The organism is Streptomyces sp. NPDC051963 (assembly GCF_044593495.1).
Lineage (GTDB): Bacteria > Actinomycetota > Actinomycetes > Streptomycetales > Streptomycetaceae > Streptomyces.
The window spans coordinates 196,403-219,629 of record NZ_JBIUCC010000012.1 but is presented as its reverse complement, the minus strand read 5'-3'; the positions used below and the strand labels follow the sequence as shown (position 1 = coordinate 219,629).

The window sequence follows — 23,227 nt, the reverse complement described above, 5'->3', positions numbered from 1 at the left end:
TCACGCCAGGCGGATCGAATTTCCGTCCACGGTGATCTGCTTCGCGGGCAGCGGTTTCGTTGCCGGAGGATGGGCCACCGAGCCGTCCTCGATGCTGAACTTGCTGCCGTGGCAGTTGCAGTTGATCGTGCCGCCCGAGACGCTCGCCACGGGGCACTGCTGGTGCGTGCAGATGTTCGAGAAGGCCTTGAAGTCGCCTTCCTTCGGCTGGGTGACGACGACCTTCTCGTCCTTGAAGATCGTGCCGCCGCCGACCGGGATGTCGGACGTCTTCGCCAGTTCCTGGCCGGGGGAGGCGCTCTCGGTCGAGGAGCCGCCCTCGTCGCCGGACTCGCTGCAGCCCACGAGAAGAGCCGCCGCGCCCGTGGCGAGGAGAACCGTGCGCCGGGTCGGGTCAGGGGTCATGTCGTTACTCCGAATGTGCGGAAGAACCATAGGGCGGAGGTCAGCCAGACGATCGTCAGGACCGTGAAGACCAGTCCGCCGACGATCGGCAGCAACCAGTTGGGGAGGCGCTCCGAGCGGAGCAGCAGCATCTTGGCGCTGAAAGCACCGAAGAAGAAGCAACCCAGGACAGAGTGCCACAAAACTCGTGTTTCGTACGTTTGATAGCCCAGCGCATAAAGGCAGTGCACCGCAACCGGAACCGCCACCAGAAACGCCACGCGCCCCGACCAGCGGTGCAGTGCCGAGGACCAGCCGGGGCCCGGCAGTTTCCCGTACACCATCAGCGCAGAGACGATCTGGACCAGCGCGAAGAAGATCGCCACCGTCGCCAGCCACGCCTTCATCGCCCCCGTGCTGCTGAAACCGGCGAGGTTGAAGACGGTCCCCGCCGGGTCGTGGACCTTGCCGTACACCCCGAGGCCGACGGCCACCGCGGCGGCGACCAGCGCCGGGACCAGATAGCGGGCCGGGTGCGGGCGGTGGACGGGCTGGGGCGAGGGGAAGCCCTGGGTGGCGGCGTTCGGATCGACGGTCATGCTCGACTCCCTTGAGCAGGGGATCAGGGGGTGACAGGGCGTGCCGTGAGCTGCTCTCCGTCGACCGTCACCGCACCGGTCTCCGGGTCGATCCGTGGTGCGGGGGAGGGCTCTCCGTCGAGGGTGAGGATGCCGACCTGCTGCCGGCCGCCCTGTCGCACGATCCAACCGCCGTCGACGTCGGTGTCGCCCACCCGGCCGGTCGCGCGGTACAGCCCGTCCGGCTTCTTGGCCTTGTCGGCGGTGAAGTCGTAGCGCCCGCCGTCGACGGCGACGGTTCCGCTGATCCGCTTGCCCTCCTTGAGCGTGCCGGTCAGCTTCGCGCCGTGCTTTCCGGTGAGCCGCATGGTGCCGTCGTCCTCGACGTCGCCCTTCAGCCACGACTCCTTGTCGCGGCCGTCGCAGAAGTACGCGACCGCCTTGCCGTCGCGCAGGGAGAAGGCGACGGAGGCCGAGTCGTCCTTCGTCCGGCCCGTGTAGTCGGCGTCGGGGACAGGCGTCCGGGAGGGCGAGGGGGAGGGTGACGCGGTCGTCTTCGTCGGCGTGGGTGAGGCCTTCGGCGAAGGCGACTCCTCGTACGACGACGACGCGCTCTGCGTCCCGGTCGTCGCATTGAGCGACAGCACGAGCAGGCCGAGCACCAGTCCCGCGAGAAGAGTGAACAGCGGTCCGGAACGCTTCATGGTGGGCCTCCCCCGAGAGCTTCCTGCCCATGAGAGCGGACCCGACGGTCCGGCGTCCAGAGGTGCACAGGGGCGTTCTGACCCCAAGTAGCGGAATAGGGCGATTCGGGTGACATTGGCATGGTCTGAGGCCGGGCCCGCGCCCTGTGGCCCGGCCGCTCCCCTGAAAGGCGTGACCATGGCGGGTAACGATCTCGGCAGCCTGCTGGGCGGCCTCCTCGGCGGCGGTCCGTCCGGCGGCACCGGGGGCAACATCCTGGGCTCGCTGCTCTCGGCCCTGATGCAGAACGGCCAGGGCGCCGGCGGCAACGGGCTGGGCGGGCTGCTCGACATGCTCACCAAGTCGGGCCTGGCCGAGCAGAAGGACTCCTGGGTCGGCACCGGGGGCAACCAGGCCGTCACCGGCGCCCAGATCAGGGAGGCCCTGCCCGACGAGACGCTGAAGCAGGTCGCCGACCAGGCCGGCGTCACCCCCGACGTGGCCGCGACCGAGCTCGCCCAGGTGCTGCCGAGCGCTGTCGACAAGCTGACCCCGAACGGCCAGGTCTCCACCGAGTCCCTGGAGGACCTCATCCGACGGCAGCGGCTGTGAGGCCACGCGGCGTCGTTCCCCGTCTCAGCGAGCGGGCGCCGCGCACCCGCCCGACGCGGGCTGACTAGGCTGGACGGACCAGCAATCGATCCGTACAGCAGCAAGGAGCCAAGCCGTGGCGGTACGAGCGGTCCGGGGCGCCGTCCAACTCGAGGTGGACGAGGCCGGCCACATGGACGAGCAGGTCGGGGCCCTGCTCACCGCCATCCTGGAGCGGAACGCCCTCACCGCGGACGACCTGATCAGCATCTGGTTCACGGCCACGCCCGACCTGCACAGCGACTTCCCGGCGGCCGCCGCCCGCAAGCTCGGCATCGTCGACGTACCGCTGATCTGCGCCCAGGAGCTGGAGATCGAGGGCGCCATGCCCCGCGTCGTCCGCGTCATGGCCCACATCGAGTCCGACAGGCCCCGTGGTGACATCGCACACGTCTACCTCGGTGCCGCGGCCGCCCTGCGCAAGGACATCGCCCAGTGAGGACCGCACTCGTCATCGGCACCGGGCTCATCGGTACGTCCGCCGCCCTCGCGCTGGTCTCCCGCGGAGTCGTCGTCCATCTCGCCGACCACGACCCGGAGCAGGCCCGTACGGCGGCCGCGCTCGGTGCCGGCTCGGACGCGGCACCCGAGGGTCCCGTCGACCTCGCGATCGTCGCCGCCCCGCCCGCCCATGTGGCCGGCGTGCTCGCCGACGCCATGCGCCGGGGCGTGGCCCGCGGCTACCTGGACGTGGCCAGCGTCAAGGGCGGCCCGCGCCGCGAGCTGGAGGCGCTCGGCCTCGACCTGTCGTCGTACATCGGCTCCCACCCCATGTCGGGTCGCGAGAAGTCCGGTCCGCTGGCCGCGACCGCCGACCTCTTCGAGGGCCGCCCCTGGGTGCTCACACCGACCCGGGACACCGACACCGAGGTGCTGAACCTCGCCCTGGAGCTGGTCTCGCACTGCCGCGCGGTGCCGGTCGTCATGGACGCCGACGCCCACGACCGCGCCGTCGCCCTGGTCTCCCACATGCCCCACCTGGTCTCCAGCATGGTCGCCGCGCGCCTGGAGAACGCCGAGGAGGCGGCCGTACGGCTGTGCGGACAGGGCATCCGCGATGTGACCCGGATCGCCGCGTCCGACCCCGGCATGTGGATCGACATCCTCTCCGCGAACCCGGGGCCGGTCGCCGACCTCCTCACGGACGTCTCCGCCGACCTCGACGAGACGGTCCGGGCACTGCGGGCCCTCCAGTCCTCCGACGACGCCAAGCGCCGTGAGGGCGTCGGCGGCATCCAGGACGTCCTGCGGCGCGGCAACGCCGGCCAGGTCAGGGTCCCCGGCAAGCACGGGTCCGCGCCGCGGGTGTACGAGATCGTGGCGGTGCTGATCGACGACCAGCCCGGACAGCTGGCCCGCATCTTCGCGGACGCGGGACGGGCCGGGGTCAACATCGAGGACGTACGGATCGAGCACGCCACCGGGCAGCAGGCCGGTCTGGTGCAGCTGATGGTGGAGCCGCAGGCCGCGACGGTACTGAGCGCCGCGCTGCGGGAGCGGGGCTGGGCGATCCGGCAGTAAGCGGGTTCGGTGAAGTCCGGTGCGGTTGGGCAGCGCCCCAAAGGGGCGCGGGGAACTGCGTGACCAGCCACGACGAGCCCGCAGACGATCGACGGCCCATCGGGGCCCCGCGGCGGAGCCGCATATCGGCACAGCCCGCGGAGCGCTTCGTGCCGTGGGCCGGACGAGTGACCCGCACCCAGTAACCTTGTGCGGGGCACTGTCGCGCCCCGCACACTCCCACCGCACCGCACCAGGAAGGTGTCCACCCGTGGAAAACGGCGCCGCCCCGACCGCCCCGGCCGTGATTGTCGCCATCGACGGCCCCTCCGGCACGGGCAAGTCGAGCACGTCCAAGGCCGTGGCCGCGCAGCTCGGCCTGAGCTACCTGGACACCGGCGCCCAGTACCGGGCGATCACCTGGTGGATGGTGAACGCAGGGATCGAGGTCGATGATCCGCAGGCGATCGCCGCCGCGGCCGGCAAGCCCCACATCGTCTCCGGCACCGACCCGGAGAAGCCGACGATCATGGTCGACGGCATCGACGTGGCCGCCCCGATCCGGACCCAGGAAGTGACCTCCCAGGTCAGCGCGGTGAGTGCCGTACCGGAGGTGCGGGCGCAGATCACCGAGCTCCAGCGCTCGATCGCGGCCGCCGCCGAGCAGGGCATCGTCGTCGAGGGCCGCGACATCGGTACGACCGTGCTGCCCGACGCCGACCTGAAGATCTTCCTCACCGCCTCTCCGGAGGCGCGTGCCGCCCGCCGCAGCGGCGAGCTCAAGGGCGCGGACGTCCACTCGACCCGTGAGGCGCTGCTGAAGCGGGACGCGGCCGACTCCAGCCGTAAGACCTCGCCGCTCGCGAAGGCGGACGACGCGGTCGAGGTGGACACCTCGGACCTCACGCTCCAGCAGGTCATCGAGTGCGTGGTCACCCTCGTCGAGGAGAAGCGAGCAGCGAAGTGACGGCACCTTCCGAGCGGGGCGCCGAGGTCGGGCGGCGCATCGGCGTCGGCCTGATGTACGGGCTGTGGCGACCGCGCGTGCTGGGCGGCTGGCGGGTCCCCGCGACCGGCCCGGTGATCCTCGCCGTCAACCACTCGCACAACATCGACGGCCCGATGGTCATCGGCGTGGCGCCCCGGGCATCGCACTTCCTGGTCAAGAAGGAGGCGTTCGTCGGGCCGCTCGGCCCGTTCATGCGCTCCGTCGGCCAGCTGGAGGTGGACCGCTCGACCGCCGACCGTACGGCCATCACCCGGGCCCTGGAGGTGCTGTCGGGCGGCGGTGTGCTCGGCATCTTCCCGGAGGGCACCCGGGGCGAGGGCGACTTCGCCGCGCTGCGGGCCGGGCTCGCGTACTTCGCGGTGCGCAGCGGTGCCCCGATCGTCCCGGTCGCCGTACTGGGAAGCACCGAGCGGTCCGGACGGTTGATAAAGGCGCTGCCCGCGCTGCGCTCCCGTATCGACGTCGTCTTCGGCGACCCGTTCGAGGCGGGCGACGGCAGCGGGCGGCGTACCCGAAAGGCGCTCGACGAAGCGACCGAACGCATCCAGAAGCAGCTCACCGCGCACCTGGAAGACGCCAGGCGCCTCACCGGGCGCCGGGCAACACTCAAGTAGTGGACCACCCCGTACAGGGGGTATCCACCGATCACCACACTGAACGAGGTACGGACTTCATGAACGACCAGATCCATTCCGACGGCTCGGGCGAGGAGCACGACCACGGAGCACTTGGCGACGCCGAGTACGCGGAGTTCATGGAGCTTGCCGTCGAGGAGGGCTTCGACCTCGAGGACGTGGAGGGCGCGATCGAGGCGGCCGGCCACGGCCCGCTGCCCGTGCTCGCCGTCGTCGGCCGCCCGAACGTCGGCAAGTCGACGTTGGTGAACCGCATCATCGGCCGCCGCGAGGCCGTCGTGGAGGACAAGCCGGGCGTCACCCGCGACCGCGTCACCTACGAGGCCGAGTGGGCGGGCCGCCGCTTCAAGGTCGTCGACACCGGCGGCTGGGAGCAGGACGTCCTCGGCATCGACGCCTCCGTGGCCGCCCAGGCCGAGTACGCCATCGAGGCTGCCGACGCCGTCGTCTTCGTCGTCGACGCCAAGGTCGGCGCCACCGACACCGACGAGGCGGTCGTACGACTGCTGCGCAAGGCCGGAAAGCCCGTGGTGCTGGCCGCCAACAAGGTGGACGGGCCGAGCGGCGAGGCCGACGCGGCGTACCTGTGGTCGCTCGGTCTCGGCGAGCCGCACCCGGTCTCGGCGCTGCACGGCCGCGGCACCGGCGACATGCTGGACAAGGTCCTGGAGGCCCTGCCGGAGGCGCCCGCGCAGACCTTCGGCACCGCGGTCGGCGGACCTCGCCGTATCGCCCTCATCGGACGCCCGAACGTCGGCAAGTCCTCGCTGCTGAACAAGGTGGCGGGCGAGGAGCGCGTCGTCGTCAACGAAATCGCGGGCACCACCCGTGACCCGGTCGACGAGCTGATCGAACTCGGCGGCGTCACCTGGAAGTTCGTCGACACGGCCGGCATCCGCAAGCGCGTCCACCTCCAGCAGGGCGCCGACTACTACGCCTCGCTGCGCACCGCGGCCGCCGTCGAGAAGGCCGAGGTGGCGGTCATTCTGCTCGACGCCTCGGAGAACATCTCGGTGCAGGACCAGCGCATCGTGACGATGGCGGTCGAGGCCGGACGGGCGATCGTCCTCGCCTTCAACAAGTGGGACACCCTCGACGAGGAGCGCCGCTACTACCTGGAGCGGGAGATCGAGACGGAGCTCGGCCAGGTGGCTTGGGCTCCGCGGGTGAACGTCTCCGCCCGTACCGGCCGCCACATGGAGAAGCTGGTGCCGGCCATCGAGACCGCCCTCGCCGGCTGGGAGACCCGCGTCCCGACCGGACGCCTCAACGCCTTCCTCGGTGAACTGGTCGCCGCCCACCCGCACCCGATCCGCGGCGGCAAGCAGCCGCGCATCCTCTTCGGCACCCAGGCCGGCACCAAGCCGCCGCGGTTCGTGCTCTTCGCCTCCGGCTTCATCGAGGCGGGCTATCGGCGCTTCATCGAGCGCCGGCTGCGCGAGGAGTTCAGCTTCGAGGGGACGCCGATCCATATCTCCGTGCGGGTGCGCGAAAAGCGCGGTGCGAAGAAGAAGTAGACGAAGAAGAAGTAGACAGCGAAAGGGCGGCTCCACCGGGAGCCGCCCTTTCGCTGTCACACCTCAGATCCCGCGGCGCGGCCCCGGCGGGAGCGCCGCCGGCACATAGTGCATGCCGGTGCCCTGCGGCCGCAGCTGTCCGACCCGCTGCCACTGCGACTGCTGCCCGCCGATGTGCCGGGTGCTGTACGCCCCCGCGCTGTATGCGCCGTACGAGCTGCTGCACGAACCGGATCCGCCGTGTTCGAGATATCCGAACGCGACGAAGCCGAAGTCCTCCTCGCCCCTGCGGTCACCCGGCAGCGAACGGAAGGACTTGACGTACTCGGAGTAGAGCGCGTCGTAGATCGGCGTGGCCGATGACCCACCCGAACTCTCCGCGGCCGCCCGAGCGGACGGAATCGACGAGAAGGACGGGCGGCGGGGAACGTCGTATGCGTGCACGTATGTCCAAACGACACGGCACCACAAGAGATGCGGCCGAAGATTCCGACATCGCAGGTCACTGATGCATCAGGGGCGCGTGTTACGCCCCTTTGGGGGGCGCGCTCACGTCCCCGCCAGAGGCAGAGCGGCAGCGACGAGCTTGCCGTTGGCGGCCGCCTTGTCCAGCGCGTCCCGCAGCAGGTCCTCCCGCGGCTGCCGCCCGATGGCCCCCACCGGTGCCGCGAACATCAGTACCTGCTGCTGCTTGTTCGCGGCGGCCCGCCAGCCCTCGGTCACCTGGAGCGGCTGATGTGCCTGCCACCACGCGACCGGCTGCCCCCCACCCGTGCCCGGCTGGAGGACGGCGTGCAGCTGCCCCATGGCCAACAGCACCGACCAGCCGTGCAGCACCGACGGCGTGGACTCGATCGCGGTGAGCGGCATGAAGCCCTGCTCGATGAGCAGCGGCAGGAAGTCGTCGCCGGCGCCCGTCGCGCCGGGCCGCACGATGGGCGCGGTCGGCTCGACGACCAGCGCCGGGTGCAACTCACCGGCGATCAGGACGAGTCCGCTGGTCACGCCGAGCACGGCCTGCTCGGGCACGATCGTCTCCGGCTCCAGGTCGACGGTGTCGCCGCTGATGGAGCGCACCGCCCCGCGCAGCTGCTCCTCGGTGACCTGGACGACCTGCGAGGGCAGGCAGGTGGCGTGGGCGAAGGCGAGAACAGCGGTCTCGTCGCCGATGAAGAGGACGGTGCTGGTGCGCTCCTGCTCGGAGTCGCCCGGGGTGCGGCAGGACGTGCAGTCGTAACTGCCCGGGGCGTTCTCTCCGGCGAGCAGCCGGTCGGCTTCTTCGTCGCCGATCTCGGCGCGTACGTCGTCGCTGACGTCGAGCATGCGCGGCACGGGTGGCTCCCTCGGATGTGGTGCGTAACGGGACCGGGTGGCTCCCGGCCCGTGAACCGGGCGGTCCCGGGCTCATGAAGAGACAACGGGCGATCTGTGGCGGGAGTCACGCCCCAAGGCGAACGGAATCGAACCATCCACAGCGGTGGGTCACACCCCGTCCGGAATCGGACACTCCCCGTCAAGTGCTGGGAAATCCAAGGAAGTTGGGTCGGTGATGTGGGTCACAGATCACCTCGGCGACTGGTCGACAAATCGGGATATGAACGAATGAAGTGGGTGGCCTAAAATCGCCGATACCCGAGGTAACGGCGAACTGGCCTGGAATGACAAGGAGTTGGTTGATGTCGCCGGGACATCCTCCGTACATTCCTCCGCCGTGTGCAACGAGCACCGCTCGGGTACGTCCGCCGGCCGCACCAAGCCAGCTCACAGCACAGCCTCCGGCGGACGGGGCGGAGCGCGACGACCGCGGCCAAACGCGGGAGGCGCGCCTCGCCTTGGGGGATCCCGGGTTCGTGGAGAGGGATTTCCATGTCCGAATGTGCCGATACCACCCGCGACAACGTCCGTAAGACGAGTACGACACGTACGACGGCGGTCCTCGCCGGGGCGGCTCTGCTCGCCCCTCTCGGACTGCTGGCCGCGAGCGGCAACGCCGTGGCGGCGGACGGCGGAGTCTGGGACCGCATCGCCCAGTGCGAGAGCGGCAGCAACTGGCACATCAACACCGGTAACGGCTACTACGGCGGACTCCAGTTCGCCGCTGCCACCTGGCGCGCGTACGGCGGCACGGCCTACGCGCCGACCGCCGACCAGGCCTCCAGGGAGCAGCAGATCGCGGTGGCCACCAAGGTCCAGAGCGCCCAGGGTTGGGGCGCCTGGCCGACCTGCTCGGCACGGGCCGGAGCCTATGGGAGCGCGCCCGCGGCTCCCGCGGCCGGCTCGGCCACGACGAAGGCGGCCCCGTCGAAGGCGCCGGAACGCTCGTCGACCCTCCCCCACGCTCGAACGAGCTCGCGCGGGGGCACCCCCATCGACCGCAGTGCGACCCGCGGCGACTACACGGTTCGCCAGGGCGACACGCTGAGCGCCATCGCCGCCCGGTACGGGACCAGCTGGCAGCGGATCCACGCCGCCAACAAGGCCGTCATCGGGGCTGATCCCGATGTGATCGTGCCCGGGCAGCGCCTCGACATCTGAGTCGCTCTCCCTGCCTCGGCACGGGGCCCCGTCCGGTGAGCCGACCGGGTGGGGCCCCTCGGCTCACCGGACGCGCCGCAAAGGCCGTACGCGTTCCACTGCTTAGCGTGATCCGAATGTACGCAAAGCTGATCATTCTCATCGTCGCCGCCCTGTTCGCCAGCCCCCTCACGCCGGTTGCCGCGCACGCGGCGCCGCCGCTGCCGGTACCCGCTCTACCGCACCTGCTGGTGCCCCATGAATGCGGCAAGGGCAAATGGCCCTGGGGCTGTATCGCCGAGTGCGAGAGCAGCGGGCGCTGGAACGTCAACTCCGGCAACGGTTTCTACGGTGGACTCCAGTTCGGGCAGCCGACCTGGGAGGAGTTCGGCGGTCTGAAGTACGCCCCGCGCGCGGATCTCGCCACCCGCAAGGAACAGATCTCCGTCGCCCAGAAGGTGGTGGCCGTGCAGGGCTGGGAGGCCTGGCCCCACTGCTCCAAGCGGTACGGGCTGAAGGGCCGTATGCACACCGTGAAGCGCGGCGACACGCTCTCGTCGATCGCCGGGAAGTACGGCGTCAAAGGCGGCTGGCAGGCTCTGCACAAGGCCAACAAGAAGCGTCTCGGCCGCCGTCCCAACCTGCTGAAGGTGGGCACGCCGCTGGTCATCCCGGAGGACGAGGACCGGACGCCGGACCAGACGACTGGTCTCTTCGGTCCGCCGTTGCCCGACGGTGAAGTTCCCCCTCCTCCCCGCTGAACACCACGGCGCCACGGCGCAGTTCGTACACGAGTGCCGCCCGGCCGTGCAGGGCGGGCGGCAGTCGCTGCTCGGCGACGATCACACAGGCGTCGAGCGAGGCCAGCAGTTCGTACGTCCGTACCGAGACCGTCGGTGACATGCCTTGCGTCGGCTCGTCGACGAGCACCACGCGCGCGCGTGCCAGCAGGGCACGGGAGAGCGCGAGCATGCGCTGCTCGCCGCCGGACAGGGTGCCGGCCCGGCGCGGCAGCAGGGCGGCCAGCTGCGGATAGGCGTCGAGGGCGGGGGCTGCGTCGGCCGCCGTCAGTTCGAGGTTCTCGCGGACGGTGAGGGAACCGAACACCGCCTGCCGTTCCGGGACCATGCACAGTCCGCGCCGGGCCCGCTCGAACGCCGGCATCCCGGTCACGTCGGCGCCGTCCCACACCACCGCGCCGCCGGACAGGGGCACCGTCCCGGCCAGGGCGCGCAGGGCGGTCGTACGGCCGGATCCGTTGCGGCCCAGCAGGACCGTGAGGCGGGGGCCGGGGGCCGCGAGGGTGACGCCGTGCAGGGCTTCCAGGGGGCCGTAGCGCACGCGCGCGTGCCGCAGGGAGATCGTGGTGGTCATCGGCCGGCCGCTTCAAGGGTGGCCAGTACGCGGTCGGGCGGGCCGGAGGCGACGATGCGGCCCGCCGTCATGACGTGCACGACGTCGGCGAGGTCGGCGACCAGGTCGAGGTCGTGCTCGACGACGAGCAGGGCGGTGCCGTCGGCGGCGAGCGCCTTCAGGATGCGGGCCAGCGCGGTCACTTCGGTGGTGTCCAGGCCCGCGGCGGGCTCGTCGAGCAGCAGCACGCGCGGGCTGCCCGCGAGGGCCCGGGCCAGTTCCACCCGACGCAGGGTGCCGGTGGGCAGGCCCGCGGCGGGCAGTGCCCGCACCGGTCCGTCGAGACCGAACAGCCGCAGCGCTCGCTCCACGGTCCCCGGATCCGGATCGGAGATCCGGCCCTGCTCTGCGCCCACGCAGACGTTTTCGGCCACGGTCAGCGATGGGAAGACGGACAGTTGCTGGAAGGTGCGTGCGATTCCGAGTCGGGTGCGGGTGTGTGCGGGCAGCCGGGTGATGTCCCGGTCGTCGAGTCTCACGTGGCCCTGTGCGGGCCGCAGGGTGCCTGCGAGGCAGTGGAACAGGGTGCTCTTTCCCGCGCCGTTGGGGCCCACGATGGCGGTGACCTGTCCGGCCCAGACGTCCAGATCGACGCCGTCCAGTGCGGTGAAGCCGTCGTAGGTGGCGTGGAGGTGACGGGCCGTGAGGGTGGGATCACCCGTGACAGTTTGGTCGTCGAATGCCTGTGGTTGCCGTGAGGGCACGGCGTTGGCTGTGGGGGCTGTGGATGTGCCGCCGGGGAGGGTCAGGCGGGCAGGCTCGTGCTCCGGTCGGCGCAGTCGGCTCCGTACCTCCACCCCGACCCTCGTCAGCGCACCCCTCCGCCGCACCCGCAGTCGGCCCGCCGCCGTGCGCAGCGCCTCGTACGGACCCCCGGGGAACCGCCCGACCAGCACCGCCAGCACCCCGATCAGAGCCGCTGCCACTCCGCCCCGCGCGCCCGCGTCCAGGCCCACGAGGAGGGCGGCGGCGGCCAGGGCGCCGAGGGTGGAGTCGGCGCCGAGGACCACGACCGCGGCGAACCAGAGCAGGCCGCGTACCGGGTCGTAGGCGCCGGGGTCGAAGGCCCGTAGGCCCATGCCGAGCATGCCGCCGCCGAGGGCGGCCAGGGCGGCGCCGGAGACGAAGGCCAGCAGCTTCAGTGACGGGACGCGTACGCCCGCCGCCGACGCGCCCGACTCGTGGTCGCGCATGGCCGCGAGGGCTCTGCCCGTACGGCCCCTGCGCAGCGCGTGCGTTGCGAGCAGGGCGGCTGCGAGGAGGGCCAGCTCCAGGACGTAGTACGCGCGGTCGCCGTCGAAGCCCGCCGGGCGGTCCAGCGAGAGGCCCGAGGTGGCGTACGGCTGCGCGAACACGAAGCGGCTCACGCCCACGCCGACCGCGAAGGTCGCCAGCGCGAGTGCCAGCCCCCGGCGGCTGATCGCCGGCCACCCGGTGAGCAGACCGAGCGGCGCGACCAGGATGACCGCCACCGCCAGCGCGGCCAGCTCCGGCAGGCGGGGCACGCCCGGGAAGCGGCCCGCCGCGAGCAGGGCGGTGAAGAGGGCGCCGAGACCGGCGTACGCGGCCTGCCCCAGGGAGATCTGGCCGCCGCGGCCGGTGACGACCACGAGGGAGAGCAGCACCACGCCCAGCGCCGGCACCTGCACCGACGTATGGAGGTCCGAGCCCGCGAAGCCCAGCGGCAGCAGGAACAGGACCACCGCCACGATCCAGGCGCCCGGCGGAGTCGGCACGCGCGCGGTGGCCGTGCGCGGCAGTGCGTCCCGGGTGCCGACGCGGGGCAGTACGAGGGCCGCGATCAGCAGCGCCACCACGAACAGGTTGGCGCCGACGGCCTGGAGCAACGGTTCGCCCCAGCCCGAGGGGTGAAGCCGCGTCAGCTGGCTCTGCGCCACCCCGATGCCCAGCGCCACCACCACCGCGACCGGCAGACTGCGCATCCGCGCGGCCACGGCGACCGCGACGACCTCCATGACGAGCAGCGGCAGTCCGTACGGGTCCAGACGGACGTACGGCGCCAGCAGCACGCCCGTCAGACCCGCCGTGAACGCCCCGAACGCCCAGCCGGCCGCCGCCACCCGGTCCGCGTCGATCCCGCCGAGCACGGCGAGCCGCCGGTCGTCCACGACCGCCCTCAGCTCCCGCCCGAACCGCGTCCACCGGATCACCGCACCGACCCCCGCGGCCAGCACGACCACCACGGCCAGCTGCCCCCAAGGGTCCGCCGACACCAGCTCGGGGGCGTCGTCCCGCGCGCCCTGCCCCCACAGCAGCGCCGCCCCGCCGACGAGCAGTACGAAGACGCCGATGGACGCCACCAGCGTCTGCGCCGGATCGCTGCCGAGCACGGACAGCGGGCGGAAGACGAAACGCTCCAGCACCACACCCAGGCCCGGCGCCAGGAAGACCAGCGTCACCAGCGCACCGAGCCACAGCGGCCAGCCCCACTCGACCACGCACTGCCGCAGGGTGTACGCGCACACCATGGCGATCGCCCCGTGCGCGAAGTTGAGCACGCCGGTCGCGCGGTAGGTGACGATCAGGCCGATCCCGGTGAGCGCGGCGGCGCTGCCGACCGACAGGCCGGCGAGGGTGAGGTCGTATGTGAGGGACGACATCAGTCGTCCGCTTCGACGGGCTCACAGATCGGGCAGGGCCCCAGCTCGCCGCTCGCCATCAGTTTCCGGTCCACCGGCACCGGCTCGGCCTTCCCGGCGACCAGCGGACAGTCCGCGCGGTGGAACAGCGTGCCGCCCGGCACCATCCGCAGGTCCCCGCTGACCGCCAGAGGCGCGCTCGCCGCCTGTCCGGAGTCCACCGCGTCAGCGGGCTCGGCGGCCACCAGCAGGTCGTACAACTCCTCCACGCGCGCGGCGGCGAGCGCGTTCCGGCCGTGGGTGAGCAGCACCGCACCGGCGATGATCAGCGCCGCGCCGGGGACCGTGCAGGACGCGAGGTAGGGCAGCTGCCGCTCGGCGAACCGCTCGCCCGAGATGCCGTACCAGCCGATCACACAGAGCACCGCACCCGCGGCGAGCGCGGCCCAGCCGGCCCAGAGGACGGGGTGCACGGTCCGCAGTCGGCCTGTCCGCATCTCGGCTCCCACAACGTCGTGAGTCTGTCGCTATTCCATGTCGGCCAATGGACTTGCACTATGCCTGTTGCAAGCTGACCCTGAAAGCACCGGGCGCACCCGGCCCGGACCGACACCCGGTGGTGAGCCAGATGGTTCTCGGGAGCGACCTCAGGCGGGGGAACGCAGGGCGGGGACGCGGCCCAGGCGTCGCGGGACGGGCCACGGCACTGGCGGCCGCCGCACTTCTCCTGCTCGCCGGATGCAGCGACGACGAGGGCGGTGGCAGCGAGAGCGCACCGCCGACTCCGTCCGTGGAGCAGACGACGAGCGCACCGGCCTCCGCGCCCGCCGACGCACAGGCGGCCGAGCAGGAGATCAGGCAGAACTGGCAGAAGTTCTTCGACCCGAAGACCTCCACGGAGGACAAGCAGGCGGTCCTGGAGAACGGCGGGCAGATGGGCCCGGTGCTCCAGGCCTTCAGCGGTGACGAGCGCGGCGGGCAGGTGCAGGCGAAGGTCACCGAGGTCGAGTTCACCTCGCCGACCGAGGCGACCGTGACGTACACGCTGACCCTGGAGGGCGCCACCGCGCTGCCGGACGCCTCCGGCAAGTCGGTCGAGCAGGAGGGCACCTGGAAGGTGTCCGTCACGACCCTGTGCGCGCTGGTCCAGTTGAGCGGCAATGCGTCGAACCTCCCGGGCTGCTGAGGCCCTCGCCGCGGTGCTGCTGCTCGCCCTGGGCACGGCCTGCGGCAGCCGCCTGCCGGAGAGCGACTTCGAGCGCGGCGCACGCCCCACCGCGACCGCGCCGAGCGACGACACGCCCCTCCGCGTCGGCGTCATCGCCAGCGCCACCAGCCCTGTCGGCGGCGACGCCTTCACCGGCCCGCGCGACGGCGCCAAGGCGTACTTCGACCGCCTCAACGCGCGCGGGGGCATCAACGGCCGTCCCGTCGAGGTGCGTCTGTGCGACGACGGCGGCAGTGGCGTCGGCAACAACGAGTGCGTGCACCGGCTGATCGACGAGGACAAGGTCGTCGCCCTGGTCGCCACCACCGCGCTCGACTACGCGGGAGCCTCCCGCGTCTCACACGCGCGCGTGCCGGACATCGGCGGCCAGCCCATCTCGGACGCCTACGACACCTGGCCCCACCTGTACGGCATCTACGGCAGCCTCGCGCCCCGCGACGGCACGACCGGCTGGGACGGCAAGCAGTACGGCGGCACCGAGGTCTACCGGTACTTCAAGCGCGAGCACGGAGCCCGCACCGCCGCCGTCGTCTCCTACAACCAGGCCGCGTCAGCCGCCTACGCCGGGCTCGTCGAGCGGGGTCTGAAGGCCGAGGGCTACAAGGTCGTCACCGAGCAGGTCGACTTCGCGCTGCCCAACTTCCGTGCCGTCGCCGCCGACCTGAAGGAACAGGGCGCCGACCTGGTCTTCGACGCCATCGACTCACACGGCAACGCCCAGCTGTGCAAGGCGATGGACGAGGCGGGCGTCGAGGTCACCGCCAAGGTCACGAACGTACAGAACTGGACGTCCGCCGTCCCCGACGACTACAAGGACTCGCCGCGCTGCCGCAACGCCCTGTGGGCGACGGGATCCAGCCGCAATTTCGAGGAGGCGGACCATGAGGCCGTACGGGAGTTCCGGGACGCCACCGAAGGGCTGAAGACGCACTCCCAGTGGCAGTTGGAGGGGTGGGCCGCCGCCATGTGGCTCACGGCGGCGGCCAGGTCCTGTGCCCAGGAGGGCGTCACGCGCGCGTGCGTCGACGACTTCATGAACCGCAGCGAGGGCTACACCGCGGACGGGCTGCTGGTTCCGGTCCGGTTCGAGCGGCTGGCCGAGCCGCCCGAGAGCCGGCGGACCTGTCTGTCGGTGGCCCGCTGGGAGGACGACGAGGGCTGGGTCTCCCAAGGGGACATGAACGACACGTGCTTCGACGTACCGCAGCTGTCCTACCGGCAGTGACCCCGTCACCGCAGTGAGCGGAAGAACTCCCTGACGTCACCGACCAGCAGCTCGGGCTCCTCCAGTGCCGCGAAGTGGCCGCCGCGGTCGAACTCCGTCCACCGCGTGATGGTGTTGGCCTGCTCCGCCCAGCGCCGGATCGACACGTCCTCGTCGAAGTTGGCCACCGCGGTCGGCACACCGGACGTCGCCGTCGGGAACCAGTCCCCGGTGTGGGTGTTCTCGTAGTACATGCGCGCCGCCGAACCGGCCGTTCCGGTCAGCCAGTACAGCATCACGTTCGTCAGGAGCGTGTCCCGGTCGATCGCGTCCTCGGGCAGCTCGGCCGAGGAGTGCGTCCACTCCTTGAACTTCTCGATGATCCAGGCGAGTTGGCCCACAGGGGAGTCGGTGAGCCCGTACGCCAGGGTCTGCGGACGGGTCGACTGGAGGGCGTTGTAGCCGAAGCCGTCGGTGGTGAACGCGGCGATGGCGGCGAGGCGTCGGAGCTCCTTCTCGGTGAGTCCGGCCTGCTCCTCCTCCGCCACCGGACCCAGCGGGATGAAGCCGACCGACGCGGCGTTCACATGGATGCCGACGACCGCCTCGGGGGCGAGGCGTCCGAGCGCGGGGGAGATCAGCGCGCCGAGGTCGCCGCCCTGGGCGCCGTACCGCTCGTAGCCGAGCCGGCGCATCAGCTCGGCCCAGGCCCGTGCCGTACGGCTGACGTTCCAGCCCCTGTCGCGGGTCGGGCCGGAGAAGCCGAAGCCGGGGATGGACGGGATCACAAGGTGGAAGTCCTCGCTCAGCGGGCCGATCACGGACAGGAACTCGACGATCGAACCCGGCCAGCCGTGCGTCAGGATCAGCGGCAGCGCGTCCGGCTGGGGAGAGCGGACGTGCAGGAAGTGCACCCGGGCGCCGTCGATCTCGGTGACGTACTGCGGGATCTCGTTGAGCGCGGCCTCGTGCTTGCGCCAGTCGTAGGCGCCGCGCCAGTACGCCGCCAGGTCGCGGACGTACGCCAGGGAGGCGCCGTACTCCCAGCCCGCGTCCGGGAGTTCGTCCGGCCAGCGGGTCAGGTCCAGGCGGGTGTGCAGGTCGTCGATCTGCGCCTGCGGAATCTCGATGCGGAAACTGCGGACGGTGTCGTCTGTCATGAGGCCAAGGTAGGAAGCCTTGCGGACAGTCACTGTCCTCAATCGCCGGCAGACTCACGACCATGTTGGAGACCTCGGCACGACTGCTGCGCCTGCTCTCGCTGCTCCAGGCCCACCGCGAATGGTCCGGCGCCGACCTGGCGGAACGCCTCGGCGTCACCCCGCGCACGGTGCGCCGGGACGTGGACCGGCTGCGCGAGCTGGGCTACCCCGTCAACGCCAGCCCCGGCACGGGCGGCGGCTACCAGCTGGGCGCGGGCGCCGAGCTGCCGCCGCTGCTGCTCGACGACGACGAGGCGGTCGCCGTCGCCGTTGGGCTGCGCACGGCCGCCGGGCAGGGCATCGAGGGCATCGGGGAGACCTCCGTACGGGCCCTCGCCAAGCTCGAACAGGTCCTGCCGAGCCGGCTGCGCCGCCGCGTGGGCGCCCTGAACGCGTTCACCGTGCCGATGCTGCGCGGCCCCCGGCCCTCCGCCGTCGACCCGGCCGTCCTCACCGAGCTGGCCCACCTCTGCCGCGACTCCGAACGGCTGCGCTTCGAGTACCGCACACACGAGGGAGCCGCGACCCGGCGCAGTGTCGAACCGCACCGCCTGGTGTGCACCGAGCACCGCTGGTACCTGGTCGCCTGGGACCTCGACCGCGACGACTGGCGTACGTTCCGCGTCGACCGCATCGCCCCCAGGCCGCCGCACGGACCCCGCTTCACCCCGCGCACCCCGCCCGCCGACGATCTCGCCGCGTACGTCTCCCAGGGCGTCTCCACGCGCGCGTACGCCTCGCACGCCGTCGTCCGGCTGCTGGTGCCGCTGGCGGAGGCGGCCGAGCGGATCTCACCGTCCGCCGGGGTGCTGGAGGCACACGACGAGCACAGCTGCATCCTGCGCACCGGGGCCGCGAGTCTCGACGTCATGGTCATTCACGTGATGCTGATGGGCTTCGAGTTCGAGGTACTGGAGCCCGCCGAGCTGACCGAGACGATCAGGACCGCTCGGGACCGGCTGTCCCGCGCTCTGGAGCGATCTCCGCGTACTCGGGATGGTGCAGGTCGAACGCCGGGGACTCGGAGCGGATCCGGGGCAGCGTCGTGAAGTTGTGCCGGGGCGGCGGGCAGGAGGTCGCCCACTCCAGGGAGCGGCCGTAGCCCCAGGGGTCGTCGACCTCCACCTTCTTGCCGTACTTGGCGGTCTTCCAGACGTTGTAGAGGAACGGCAGCGTCGACAGGCCGAGCAGGAACGCGCCGATCGTCGAGATCGTGTTGAGCGCGGTGAAGCCGTCCGCGGCGAGATAGTCCGCGTAGCGGCGCGGCATGCCCTCGGCGCCCAGCCAGTGCTGCACCAGGAACGTGGTGTGGAAGCCGATGAACAGCGTCCAGAACTGCATCTTGCCGAGCCGCTCGTCGAGCATCTTCCCGGTGAACTTCGGCCACCAGAAGTAGAACCCGGCGAAGATCGCGAAGACGACGGTGCCGAACACGACGTAGTGGAAGTGCGCGACCACGAAGTACGAGTCGGTGACGTGGAAGTCCATCGGCGGCGAGGCCAGGATGACGCCCGTCAGCCCGCCGAACAGGAACGTCACCAGGAACCCCACCGACCACAGCATCGGCGTCTCGAAGGACAGCGAGCCCTTGATCATGGTCCCGGTCCAGTTGAAGAACTTCACGCCCGTCGGCACCGCGATCAGGAAGCTCATGAAGGAGAAGAACGGCAGCAGCACCGCGCCCGTCGCGAACATGTGGTGCGCCCACACCACCACCGACAGACCGGTGATCGCCATCGTCGCGCCGACCAGGGTCAGATAGCCGAAGATCGGCTTCCGGCTGAAGACCGGGATGATCTCCGTGATGATGCCGAAGAACGGCAGCGCGATGATGTACACCTCGGGATGGCCGAAGAACCAGAACAGGTGCTGCCACAGCAGTGCGCCACCGTTCGCCGCCGTGAAGATCTGCGCACCGAACCGCCGGTCCGCCTCCAGACAGAGCAGCGCGGCCGCCAGGACCGGGAACGCCATCAGGATCAGGATCGACGTGAACAGCGTGTTCCACACGAAGATCGGCATCCGGAACATGGTCATGCCGGGGGCGCGCATACCGATGATCGTGGTGATGAAGTTGACCGCGCCCAGGATCGTGCCGAAGCCGGCCAGGGCCAGCCCCATGATCCACAGATCGGGTCCGACGCCCGGCGAGCGTTCCGCGCTGTTCAGCGGCGCGTAGGCGAACCAGCCGAAGGCCGCGGGCCCCGAGGGCACCAGCAGCGAGCCCAGCACGATCAGACCGCCGAACAGGAACAGCCAGTACGACAGCATGTTCAGCCGTGGGAAGGCGACGTCGGGTGCGCCGATCTGGAGGGGCATCAACTCGTTGGCGAAGCCTGCGAAGCTCGGCGTCGCGAACAGCAGCAGCATGATCGTGCCGTGCATCGTGAACAGCTGGTTGAACTGCTGGTTGTCCACCAGTTGCAGCCCCGGCCGGGCGAGTTCGGCGCGCATGATCAGCGCCATCAGACCGCCGACGAGGAAGAACGCGAACGACGTGATCAGGTAGAGATGGCCGATCTTCTTGTGGTCGGTGGTGATCAGCCACTCGACGATCACCCGGCCCGTCCGCCATGCCCGCACGGGTTGCAGTTCCGTCTGCACGGTCTGGGTCCCCATCGCTGGCTCGCCCCTTCGCTCGTCGCGCCCCGGGCCCGCTGAAGCCCGCGCCGCGTGAGTGCCCGCGAGCTCACGTCATGATGCTCGCGTCGCCGCGCGCCGCGACAGGGGGCGGACTGGGGTTCTGTGCCGGAGCCATGCATTTCCTATGCGGCGTCAGCCCCCGTGGCCCCACACGGAATCGGATTGGAATGCTGATCCACGGCGGTTACCCCGGCACTTTCCGCCGGGCTTTTCGAAGAGTCGGGACGACACGCGGGAATTACGTTCGAATGCGTGCAGAAGGCGTACGCGGGCGCCCGTACGTGTGACCAAGGGTCATCCGAAACGCCTGTCGTGATCCTGTGACAAAAGCGTGACCGGAGAGGGATCAGTGACCCACGGTGCCCGGATTCGACTTCCCCGCCCGTCCGTTCGGGCCTAGCGTGGCGCCATGGCACCGATTCCGAAACCCCCCGCCGAACCTCAGGACAGCCCGGATTCGTATGTGGGCCTCGACGCCGAGGCGGCCGAGCAGCGCGCCCGCGACCGGGGATGGCCGACCGTGCGTTCGTTGCCGCCGGGAGCGATCATCACCATGGAGTACCGGGTCGGACGGCTGAACTTCGAAGTCAAGGACGGTCTGGTGGCGCGGGCCTGGAAGGGCTGAGGAACGGCGACGGCCCTGGTCTCCCGCGTCAGCTGCTCAGCTGCGGGAGACCAGGGCCGTCGCCGTCGGGCGTGCTCAGCCGCCCGTGAGGGGGCGGGCCGAGGTGGCCGTGCCGCGTGCGACGCGGTCCGCCTGTGGCGGGCGGCGGGTGCCCAGGGGAGTGACCGGCGTGCGCTCCGAGCGGGCCGTGTGCGGGCCCGGCGCCAGATAGACGGGCGCCGCCTTGGGCGCGCGGGCCGAGGAGACGGGCTCGGGCGCCGTGGAGACGGGCTCGGGCCCCGCGGAGACCGGTTCGGCCGCCGCGGGCTCCTCCTGGGCGGGCGAACGGGGCTTGAGCGCCACTGGGACCTCGACCGGGCCGGCCGGCACAGGGGCCGGAGCGGCGCTGCGGGAGCGCAAGCGGTCGCGCAGGGCGAAGATCTCGGCCTCGGCGCGGGCGACCATCGGCTCGAACCACGGCAGCGCCAGCAGGATCAGCAGACCCGCGGCCCAGCCGAGCAGCACATCGCTCAGCCAGTGCGTGCCCAGGTAGACGGTGGTCAGGCCGACGCTGAGCGACACCACGGCCGACAGGGCCGACAGCCAGCGCCGGGCGGCCGGCGTCGAGGCCAGATAGGCGAGGATGCCCCAGGTCACCACGGCGTTCGCGGTGTGTCCCGAAGGAAATATGTCGCTGCCTGCCTGGAACCAGTTCCACATCTCGTTCGAGCCGATGTCGGTCGCGTAGTGCGGACCCGAGCGGCCCAGGCCGTACTTCACGGCGGCCACCGTCACGTTCAGCAACAGCACGGCCGCGCCGAAGGCCAGCAGCGGGCGCAGCGTGTGCTGTCTCCAACTGCGCCAGCCCAGCCAGGCCGCGACCATCACGGCGGTCGGGCCGCGCTGACCCAGGACCACCCAGTAGTCCAGGAAGGCGTGGATCTCGGGCCACTGCTGGTAGGGCCGGAAGAGCATCGCCTGCCAGTCGAACCGGACCAGCCAAGAGGTGAGTACGACCGCCAGAACGATCGTGAGGTAGAAGGCGAGCGTCGCGCCGAAAAGCACCACCCGGTGCCGCGTCATCCGCGGCACGTCGAGGACGGGCCGCTCCGGTTCACGGTCCAGCCGGGCGGAGATCCGGTCGAGCCGGCTCGGCTTTGGTTCGGTACGCACCCGATCGACGTTACAGGGAGTGAGTGGAGTTACCCGCAGAAGCGGGCCCTTTGTAATGACGATGTGATGTGGGAAAGCTCTCAGGGCGGGGTCTATTTCCTAGGATTCGGTAATCCCCTGTGCCGCTTCCCTTCAATTCCTTTGATCACTCCACCGGCCATGTTTTACCCCGCTTATAAAATCGTTCACCGGGTGATGGCCGGGAATTTTCCGGGTGCTCACCCACCGTCAGGGTCCTGTCATGGCGGACCGGAGCCGTTCAGCCAGAACGCTCCGTACACCGCCGAGCCGACCGCGACGGCCCCCAGTACCAGCGCCGACCTGGACGTTCGCAGCCGGGCCAGGGCCAGGGCGAGGGGCAGCAGCAGCGGGAAGGCGGGCATGAGCAGGCGCGGTTTCGAGCCGAAGTAGCTCGACGCGCACAGGGCGAGTGCGGTGACGACGCCCGCGTACACCAGCAGCGGGAGCGGCTGCCGCTGCCGCACACAGACGACGTACAACCACCCGATCAGGCCCACACCGACGATCAGCCCGACGCCGGCCAGGGCCGACGGGAACGACGTGAACTTTGCGGCGACGAATCGGGCGAACGCCCAGCCGCCGTCGAAGCCGTTGCGCCAGCCCGCCTGGACGTCGAGATAGCCGAGCGGTCCCTTGCCGGTGTGGTGGCCGACCCACAGCACGTACCCGGCGGCTCCGAGGGGCGCGATCAGCATGCCGACGGCGCGCCGCCAAGAGGATGCGCCGCCTCCCGGTGTGCCGCCGGCGCGGGAAGGGGCGTGTTCCGCGCCATGTGCGCCGTTGACGGGCGCCGCGCTTCGGCGTCCCGCGAACGAGGCGATCCCCGCCGCCCAGACCGCCGCCACCACCGCCAGGCCCACCGGTCGGGTCAGGCCCGCCAGCAGGGCCAGGGTGCCGGCCGTGAGCCAGCGGCCGGTCAGGACGGCGTACAGCGACCAGGCGGCGAGTGCGGTGAACAGCGACTCGCTGTACGCCATCGACTGCACGATCCCGACGGGGAGCACGGCCCACAGCAGCACCGCGCAGACCCCGGCACGGGGGCCGTACACATGGTCCGCGACGGCGAAGATCCCCCAGGCCGCGGCGAGCGAGGCGAGGACGGCGACTGCCAGGCCCGCGCCCGCGTACGACAGCGGGGTCACCGCGTGCAGCAGGCGCTCCAGCCACGGCAGCAGCGGGAAGAAGGCCAGGTTGGAGTGGATGTCGCCGTTCGGCAGGCGGACCTCGTAGCCGTACCCCAGCTCGGCGACCCTGGTGTACCAGAGGGAGTCCCAGCGGGCGGTCAGCAGGGTGTACGCGCTCTTGTCGCGCGCCGCGCTCCACAGGGCCAGGGCGAGCAGGCCCAGGGCGCGTACGGCCGCATATCCGAGGAGGGCCCGGGCCGCCCCCGTGATCCTGGGGGGTGCCACGCGCGTTGCAAGATCGGTCACGGGTCCGATTATCGACGGCGTGCGGAACCGGACGGCCCGCGGCTCCGTGTGGGAGAGGGAGGGGGAAGTGGCGTACGCCACACGTGTTCCGCGAGAGTGTGAGAGGTCCGCCACGCAGGACCGGCGCGTTCTCGCGTACATTGGCGTGTCACTCGCCTTCGTTGCGCGGGCCGGAGACCACCGCTCCTCTCCGGCCGAGTCACGGGGAGTCCCCACCCCGTGAGCCCCGCCGAACGC

General features: G+C 71.0%; 24 protein-coding genes. 12 read left to right on the top strand and 12 right to left on the bottom strand.

The features are described from left to right. The 3 genes from ACIHFB_RS41185 to ACIHFB_RS41175 are packed head-to-tail and all read right to left on the bottom strand — an operon-like array spanning position 1 to position 1,666. A complete protein-coding gene (locus tag ACIHFB_RS41185) occupies positions 1–405 on the bottom strand; it encodes a Rieske (2Fe-2S) protein (RefSeq protein ID WP_365284804.1) in 405 nt (134 codons plus the stop codon). Further along, complete coding sequence (locus ACIHFB_RS41180) at positions 402–983, bottom strand: DUF6529 family protein (protein WP_365284806.1); 582 nt, start codon at positions 981–983, stop codon at positions 402–404. Before ACIHFB_RS41180 ends, ACIHFB_RS41185 begins: the two co-directional genes overlap by 4 nt. A 23-nt stretch (positions 984–1,006) precedes the next feature. Then, positions 1,007–1,666 (bottom strand): hypothetical protein, encoded by a 660-nt coding sequence (locus tag ACIHFB_RS41175; RefSeq protein ID WP_400129557.1) that lies wholly within the window; start codon positions 1,664–1,666, stop codon positions 1,007–1,009. A 109-nt stretch (positions 1,667–1,775) separates the two neighbouring features. Here ACIHFB_RS41175 and ACIHFB_RS41170 point away from each other — a divergent pair, with 109 nt between their 5' ends. From ACIHFB_RS41170 to der, 6 genes are all read left to right on the top strand, one after another. After that, positions 1,776–2,258, top strand: a complete 483-nt coding sequence (locus tag ACIHFB_RS41170; RefSeq protein WP_400129556.1) for a YidB family protein — start codon at positions 1,776–1,778, stop codon at positions 2,256–2,258. 115 nt (positions 2,259–2,373) lie between these two features. Beyond that, positions 2,374–2,736, top strand: a complete 363-nt coding sequence (aroH, locus tag ACIHFB_RS41165; RefSeq protein WP_365284812.1) for a chorismate mutase — start codon at positions 2,374–2,376, stop codon at positions 2,734–2,736. After that, the gene (locus ACIHFB_RS41160; RefSeq protein ID WP_365284814.1) at positions 2,733–3,818 is read left to right on the top strand and encodes a prephenate dehydrogenase; all 1,086 of its coding nucleotides are present in this window, start codon (positions 2,733–2,735) and stop codon (positions 3,816–3,818) included. Before aroH ends, ACIHFB_RS41160 begins: the two co-directional genes overlap by 4 nt. Before the next feature lie 250 nt (positions 3,819–4,068). Next, positions 4,069–4,764: a (d)CMP kinase gene (cmk, locus tag ACIHFB_RS41155; protein ID WP_400129555.1), complete on the top strand. Its 696-nt coding sequence runs from the start codon at positions 4,069–4,071 to the stop codon at positions 4,762–4,764. Between the two features lie 53 nt (positions 4,765–4,817). Continuing rightward, on the top strand, positions 4,818–5,420 hold the full coding sequence (locus ACIHFB_RS41150; RefSeq protein WP_400129571.1) for a lysophospholipid acyltransferase family protein: 603 nt from the start codon (positions 4,818–4,820) through the stop codon (positions 5,418–5,420). A 59-nt stretch (positions 5,421–5,479) separates the two neighbouring features. Further along, on the top strand, positions 5,480–6,958 hold the full coding sequence (der, locus tag ACIHFB_RS41145) for a ribosome biogenesis GTPase Der (protein ID WP_365284818.1): 1,479 nt from the start codon (positions 5,480–5,482) through the stop codon (positions 6,956–6,958). A 63-nt stretch (positions 6,959–7,021) separates the two neighbouring features. Here the strand turns inward: der and ACIHFB_RS41140 are convergent, their stop codons facing one another. Beyond that, a complete protein-coding gene (locus ACIHFB_RS41140) occupies positions 7,022–7,402 on the bottom strand; it encodes a hypothetical protein (protein WP_365284820.1) in 381 nt (126 codons plus the stop codon). A gap of 105 nt (positions 7,403–7,507) precedes the next feature. After that, positions 7,508–8,290 carry a hypothetical protein gene (locus ACIHFB_RS41135; protein WP_365284822.1) on the bottom strand — a complete coding sequence of 261 codons (783 nt, stop codon included), beginning with the start codon at positions 8,288–8,290 and terminating at the stop codon, positions 7,508–7,510. Between the two features lie 534 nt (positions 8,291–8,824). Here ACIHFB_RS41135 and ACIHFB_RS41130 point away from each other — a divergent pair. Together ACIHFB_RS41130 and ACIHFB_RS41125 are read left to right on the top strand one after the other, a co-directional pair. Further along, the gene (locus tag ACIHFB_RS41130; protein ID WP_400129554.1) at positions 8,825–9,493 is read left to right on the top strand and encodes a transglycosylase family protein; all 669 of its coding nucleotides are present in this window, start codon (positions 8,825–8,827) and stop codon (positions 9,491–9,493) included. Positions 9,494–9,609: 116 nt separating this feature from the next. Continuing rightward, a complete protein-coding gene (locus tag ACIHFB_RS41125) occupies positions 9,610–10,233 on the top strand; it encodes a transglycosylase family protein (protein ID WP_365284826.1) in 624 nt (207 codons plus the stop codon). Here the strand turns inward: ACIHFB_RS41125 and ACIHFB_RS41120 are convergent. From ACIHFB_RS41120 to ACIHFB_RS41110, 3 genes are read right to left on the bottom strand one after another with little or no spacing between them, the layout of a single operon-like run. Beyond that, positions 10,139–10,846 (bottom strand): ATP-binding cassette domain-containing protein, encoded by a 708-nt coding sequence (locus tag ACIHFB_RS41120; protein ID WP_400129553.1) that lies wholly within the window; start codon positions 10,844–10,846, stop codon positions 10,139–10,141. The genes ACIHFB_RS41125 and ACIHFB_RS41120 overlap by 95 nt on opposite strands. After that, positions 10,843–13,506 carry an ATP-binding cassette domain-containing protein gene (locus ACIHFB_RS41115; protein ID WP_400129552.1) on the bottom strand — a complete coding sequence of 888 codons (2,664 nt, stop codon included), beginning with the start codon at positions 13,504–13,506 and terminating at the stop codon, positions 10,843–10,845. Before ACIHFB_RS41115 ends, ACIHFB_RS41120 begins: the two co-directional genes overlap by 4 nt. Next, the gene (locus ACIHFB_RS41110; RefSeq protein WP_365284832.1) at positions 13,506–13,982 is read right to left on the bottom strand and encodes a hypothetical protein; all 477 of its coding nucleotides are present in this window, start codon (positions 13,980–13,982) and stop codon (positions 13,506–13,508) included. The genes ACIHFB_RS41115 and ACIHFB_RS41110 overlap by 1 nt, the downstream gene beginning before the upstream one ends. A gap of 131 nt (positions 13,983–14,113) precedes the next feature. Here ACIHFB_RS41110 and ACIHFB_RS41105 point away from each other — a divergent pair, with 131 nt between their 5' ends. Continuing rightward, positions 14,114–14,671 (top strand): hypothetical protein, encoded by a 558-nt coding sequence (locus ACIHFB_RS41105; RefSeq protein ID WP_400129551.1) that lies wholly within the window; start codon positions 14,114–14,116, stop codon positions 14,669–14,671. Continuing rightward, positions 14,646–15,938 (top strand): ABC transporter substrate-binding protein, encoded by a 1,293-nt coding sequence (locus ACIHFB_RS41100; protein WP_365284836.1) that lies wholly within the window; start codon positions 14,646–14,648, stop codon positions 15,936–15,938. The genes ACIHFB_RS41105 and ACIHFB_RS41100 overlap by 26 nt, the downstream gene beginning before the upstream one ends. Before the next feature lie 5 nt (positions 15,939–15,943). Here ACIHFB_RS41100 and ACIHFB_RS41095 read toward each other — a convergent pair whose 3' ends face one another. Beyond that, positions 15,944–17,077, bottom strand: a complete 1,134-nt coding sequence (locus tag ACIHFB_RS41095) for an epoxide hydrolase family protein (protein ID WP_365284838.1) — start codon at positions 17,075–17,077, stop codon at positions 15,944–15,946. Between the two features lie 62 nt (positions 17,078–17,139). On the opposite strand from ACIHFB_RS41095, the gene ACIHFB_RS41090 reads away from it, so the two are divergent. Further along, the gene (locus tag ACIHFB_RS41090) at positions 17,140–18,168 is read left to right on the top strand and encodes a helix-turn-helix transcriptional regulator (protein WP_400129550.1); all 1,029 of its coding nucleotides are present in this window, start codon (positions 17,140–17,142) and stop codon (positions 18,166–18,168) included. Here ACIHFB_RS41090 and ctaD read toward each other — a convergent pair. Continuing rightward, complete coding sequence (gene ctaD, locus ACIHFB_RS41085) at positions 18,059–19,738, bottom strand: cytochrome c oxidase subunit I (RefSeq protein WP_365284842.1); 1,680 nt, start codon at positions 19,736–19,738, stop codon at positions 18,059–18,061. The two genes, ACIHFB_RS41090 and ctaD, sit on opposite strands and share 110 nt — an antisense overlap. A 433-nt stretch (positions 19,739–20,171) precedes the next feature. On the opposite strand from ctaD, the gene ACIHFB_RS41080 reads away from it, so the two are divergent. Continuing rightward, positions 20,172–20,387: an I78 family peptidase inhibitor gene (locus ACIHFB_RS41080; RefSeq protein WP_400129549.1), complete on the top strand. Its 216-nt coding sequence runs from the start codon at positions 20,172–20,174 to the stop codon at positions 20,385–20,387. Between the two features lie 75 nt (positions 20,388–20,462). Here ACIHFB_RS41080 and ACIHFB_RS41075 read toward each other — a convergent pair whose 3' ends face one another. Beyond that, positions 20,463–21,539 carry a phosphatase PAP2 family protein gene (locus ACIHFB_RS41075; protein ID WP_400129548.1) on the bottom strand — a complete coding sequence of 359 codons (1,077 nt, stop codon included), beginning with the start codon at positions 21,537–21,539 and terminating at the stop codon, positions 20,463–20,465. 239 nt (positions 21,540–21,778) lie between these two features. Continuing rightward, the gene (locus ACIHFB_RS41070; RefSeq protein ID WP_365284848.1) at positions 21,779–22,990 is read right to left on the bottom strand and encodes a mannosyltransferase family protein; all 1,212 of its coding nucleotides are present in this window, start codon (positions 22,988–22,990) and stop codon (positions 21,779–21,781) included. Positions 22,991–23,227: the final 237 nt, after the last annotated feature.

Bases quoted from the DNA above. Each gene is read 5' to 3' on its own strand.
- ACIHFB_RS41090 (WP_400129550.1), top strand. From the start codon at position 17,140: ATGTTGGAGACCTCGGCACGACTGCTGCGCCTGCTCTCGCTGCTCCAG.
- ACIHFB_RS41120 (WP_400129553.1), bottom strand. From the start codon at position 10,846: ATGACCACCACGATCTCCCTGCGGCACGCGCGCGTGCGCTACGGCCCC.
- ACIHFB_RS41125 (WP_365284826.1), top strand. From the start codon at position 9,610: ATGTACGCAAAGCTGATCATTCTCATCGTCGCCGCCCTGTTCGCCAGC.
- ACIHFB_RS41175 (WP_400129557.1), bottom strand. From the start codon at position 1,666: ATGAAGCGTTCCGGACCGCTGTTCACTCTTCTCGCGGGACTGGTGCTC.
- ACIHFB_RS41130 (WP_400129554.1), top strand. From the start codon at position 8,825: ATGTCCGAATGTGCCGATACCACCCGCGACAACGTCCGTAAGACGAGT.
- ACIHFB_RS41080 (WP_400129549.1), top strand. From the start codon at position 20,172: ATGGCACCGATTCCGAAACCCCCCGCCGAACCTCAGGACAGCCCGGAT.
- ACIHFB_RS41105 (WP_400129551.1), top strand. From the start codon at position 14,114: ATGGTTCTCGGGAGCGACCTCAGGCGGGGGAACGCAGGGCGGGGACGC.
- ACIHFB_RS41095 (WP_365284838.1), bottom strand. From the start codon at position 17,077: ATGACAGACGACACCGTCCGCAGTTTCCGCATCGAGATTCCGCAGGCG.
- ctaD (WP_365284842.1), bottom strand. From the start codon at position 19,738: ATGGGGACCCAGACCGTGCAGACGGAACTGCAACCCGTGCGGGCATGG.
- ACIHFB_RS41185 (WP_365284804.1), bottom strand. From the start codon at position 405: ATGACCCCTGACCCGACCCGGCGCACGGTTCTCCTCGCCACGGGCGCG.
- ACIHFB_RS41110 (WP_365284832.1), bottom strand. From the start codon at position 13,982: ATGCGGACAGGCCGACTGCGGACCGTGCACCCCGTCCTCTGGGCCGGC.
- der (WP_365284818.1), top strand. From the start codon at position 5,480: ATGAACGACCAGATCCATTCCGACGGCTCGGGCGAGGAGCACGACCAC.
- ACIHFB_RS41180 (WP_365284806.1), bottom strand. From the start codon at position 983: ATGACCGTCGATCCGAACGCCGCCACCCAGGGCTTCCCCTCGCCCCAG.
- ACIHFB_RS41150 (WP_400129571.1), top strand. From the start codon at position 4,818: ATGTACGGGCTGTGGCGACCGCGCGTGCTGGGCGGCTGGCGGGTCCCC.
- ACIHFB_RS41115 (WP_400129552.1), bottom strand. From the start codon at position 13,506: ATGTCGTCCCTCACATACGACCTCACCCTCGCCGGCCTGTCGGTCGGC.
- ACIHFB_RS41100 (WP_365284836.1), top strand. From the start codon at position 14,646: ATGCGTCGAACCTCCCGGGCTGCTGAGGCCCTCGCCGCGGTGCTGCTG.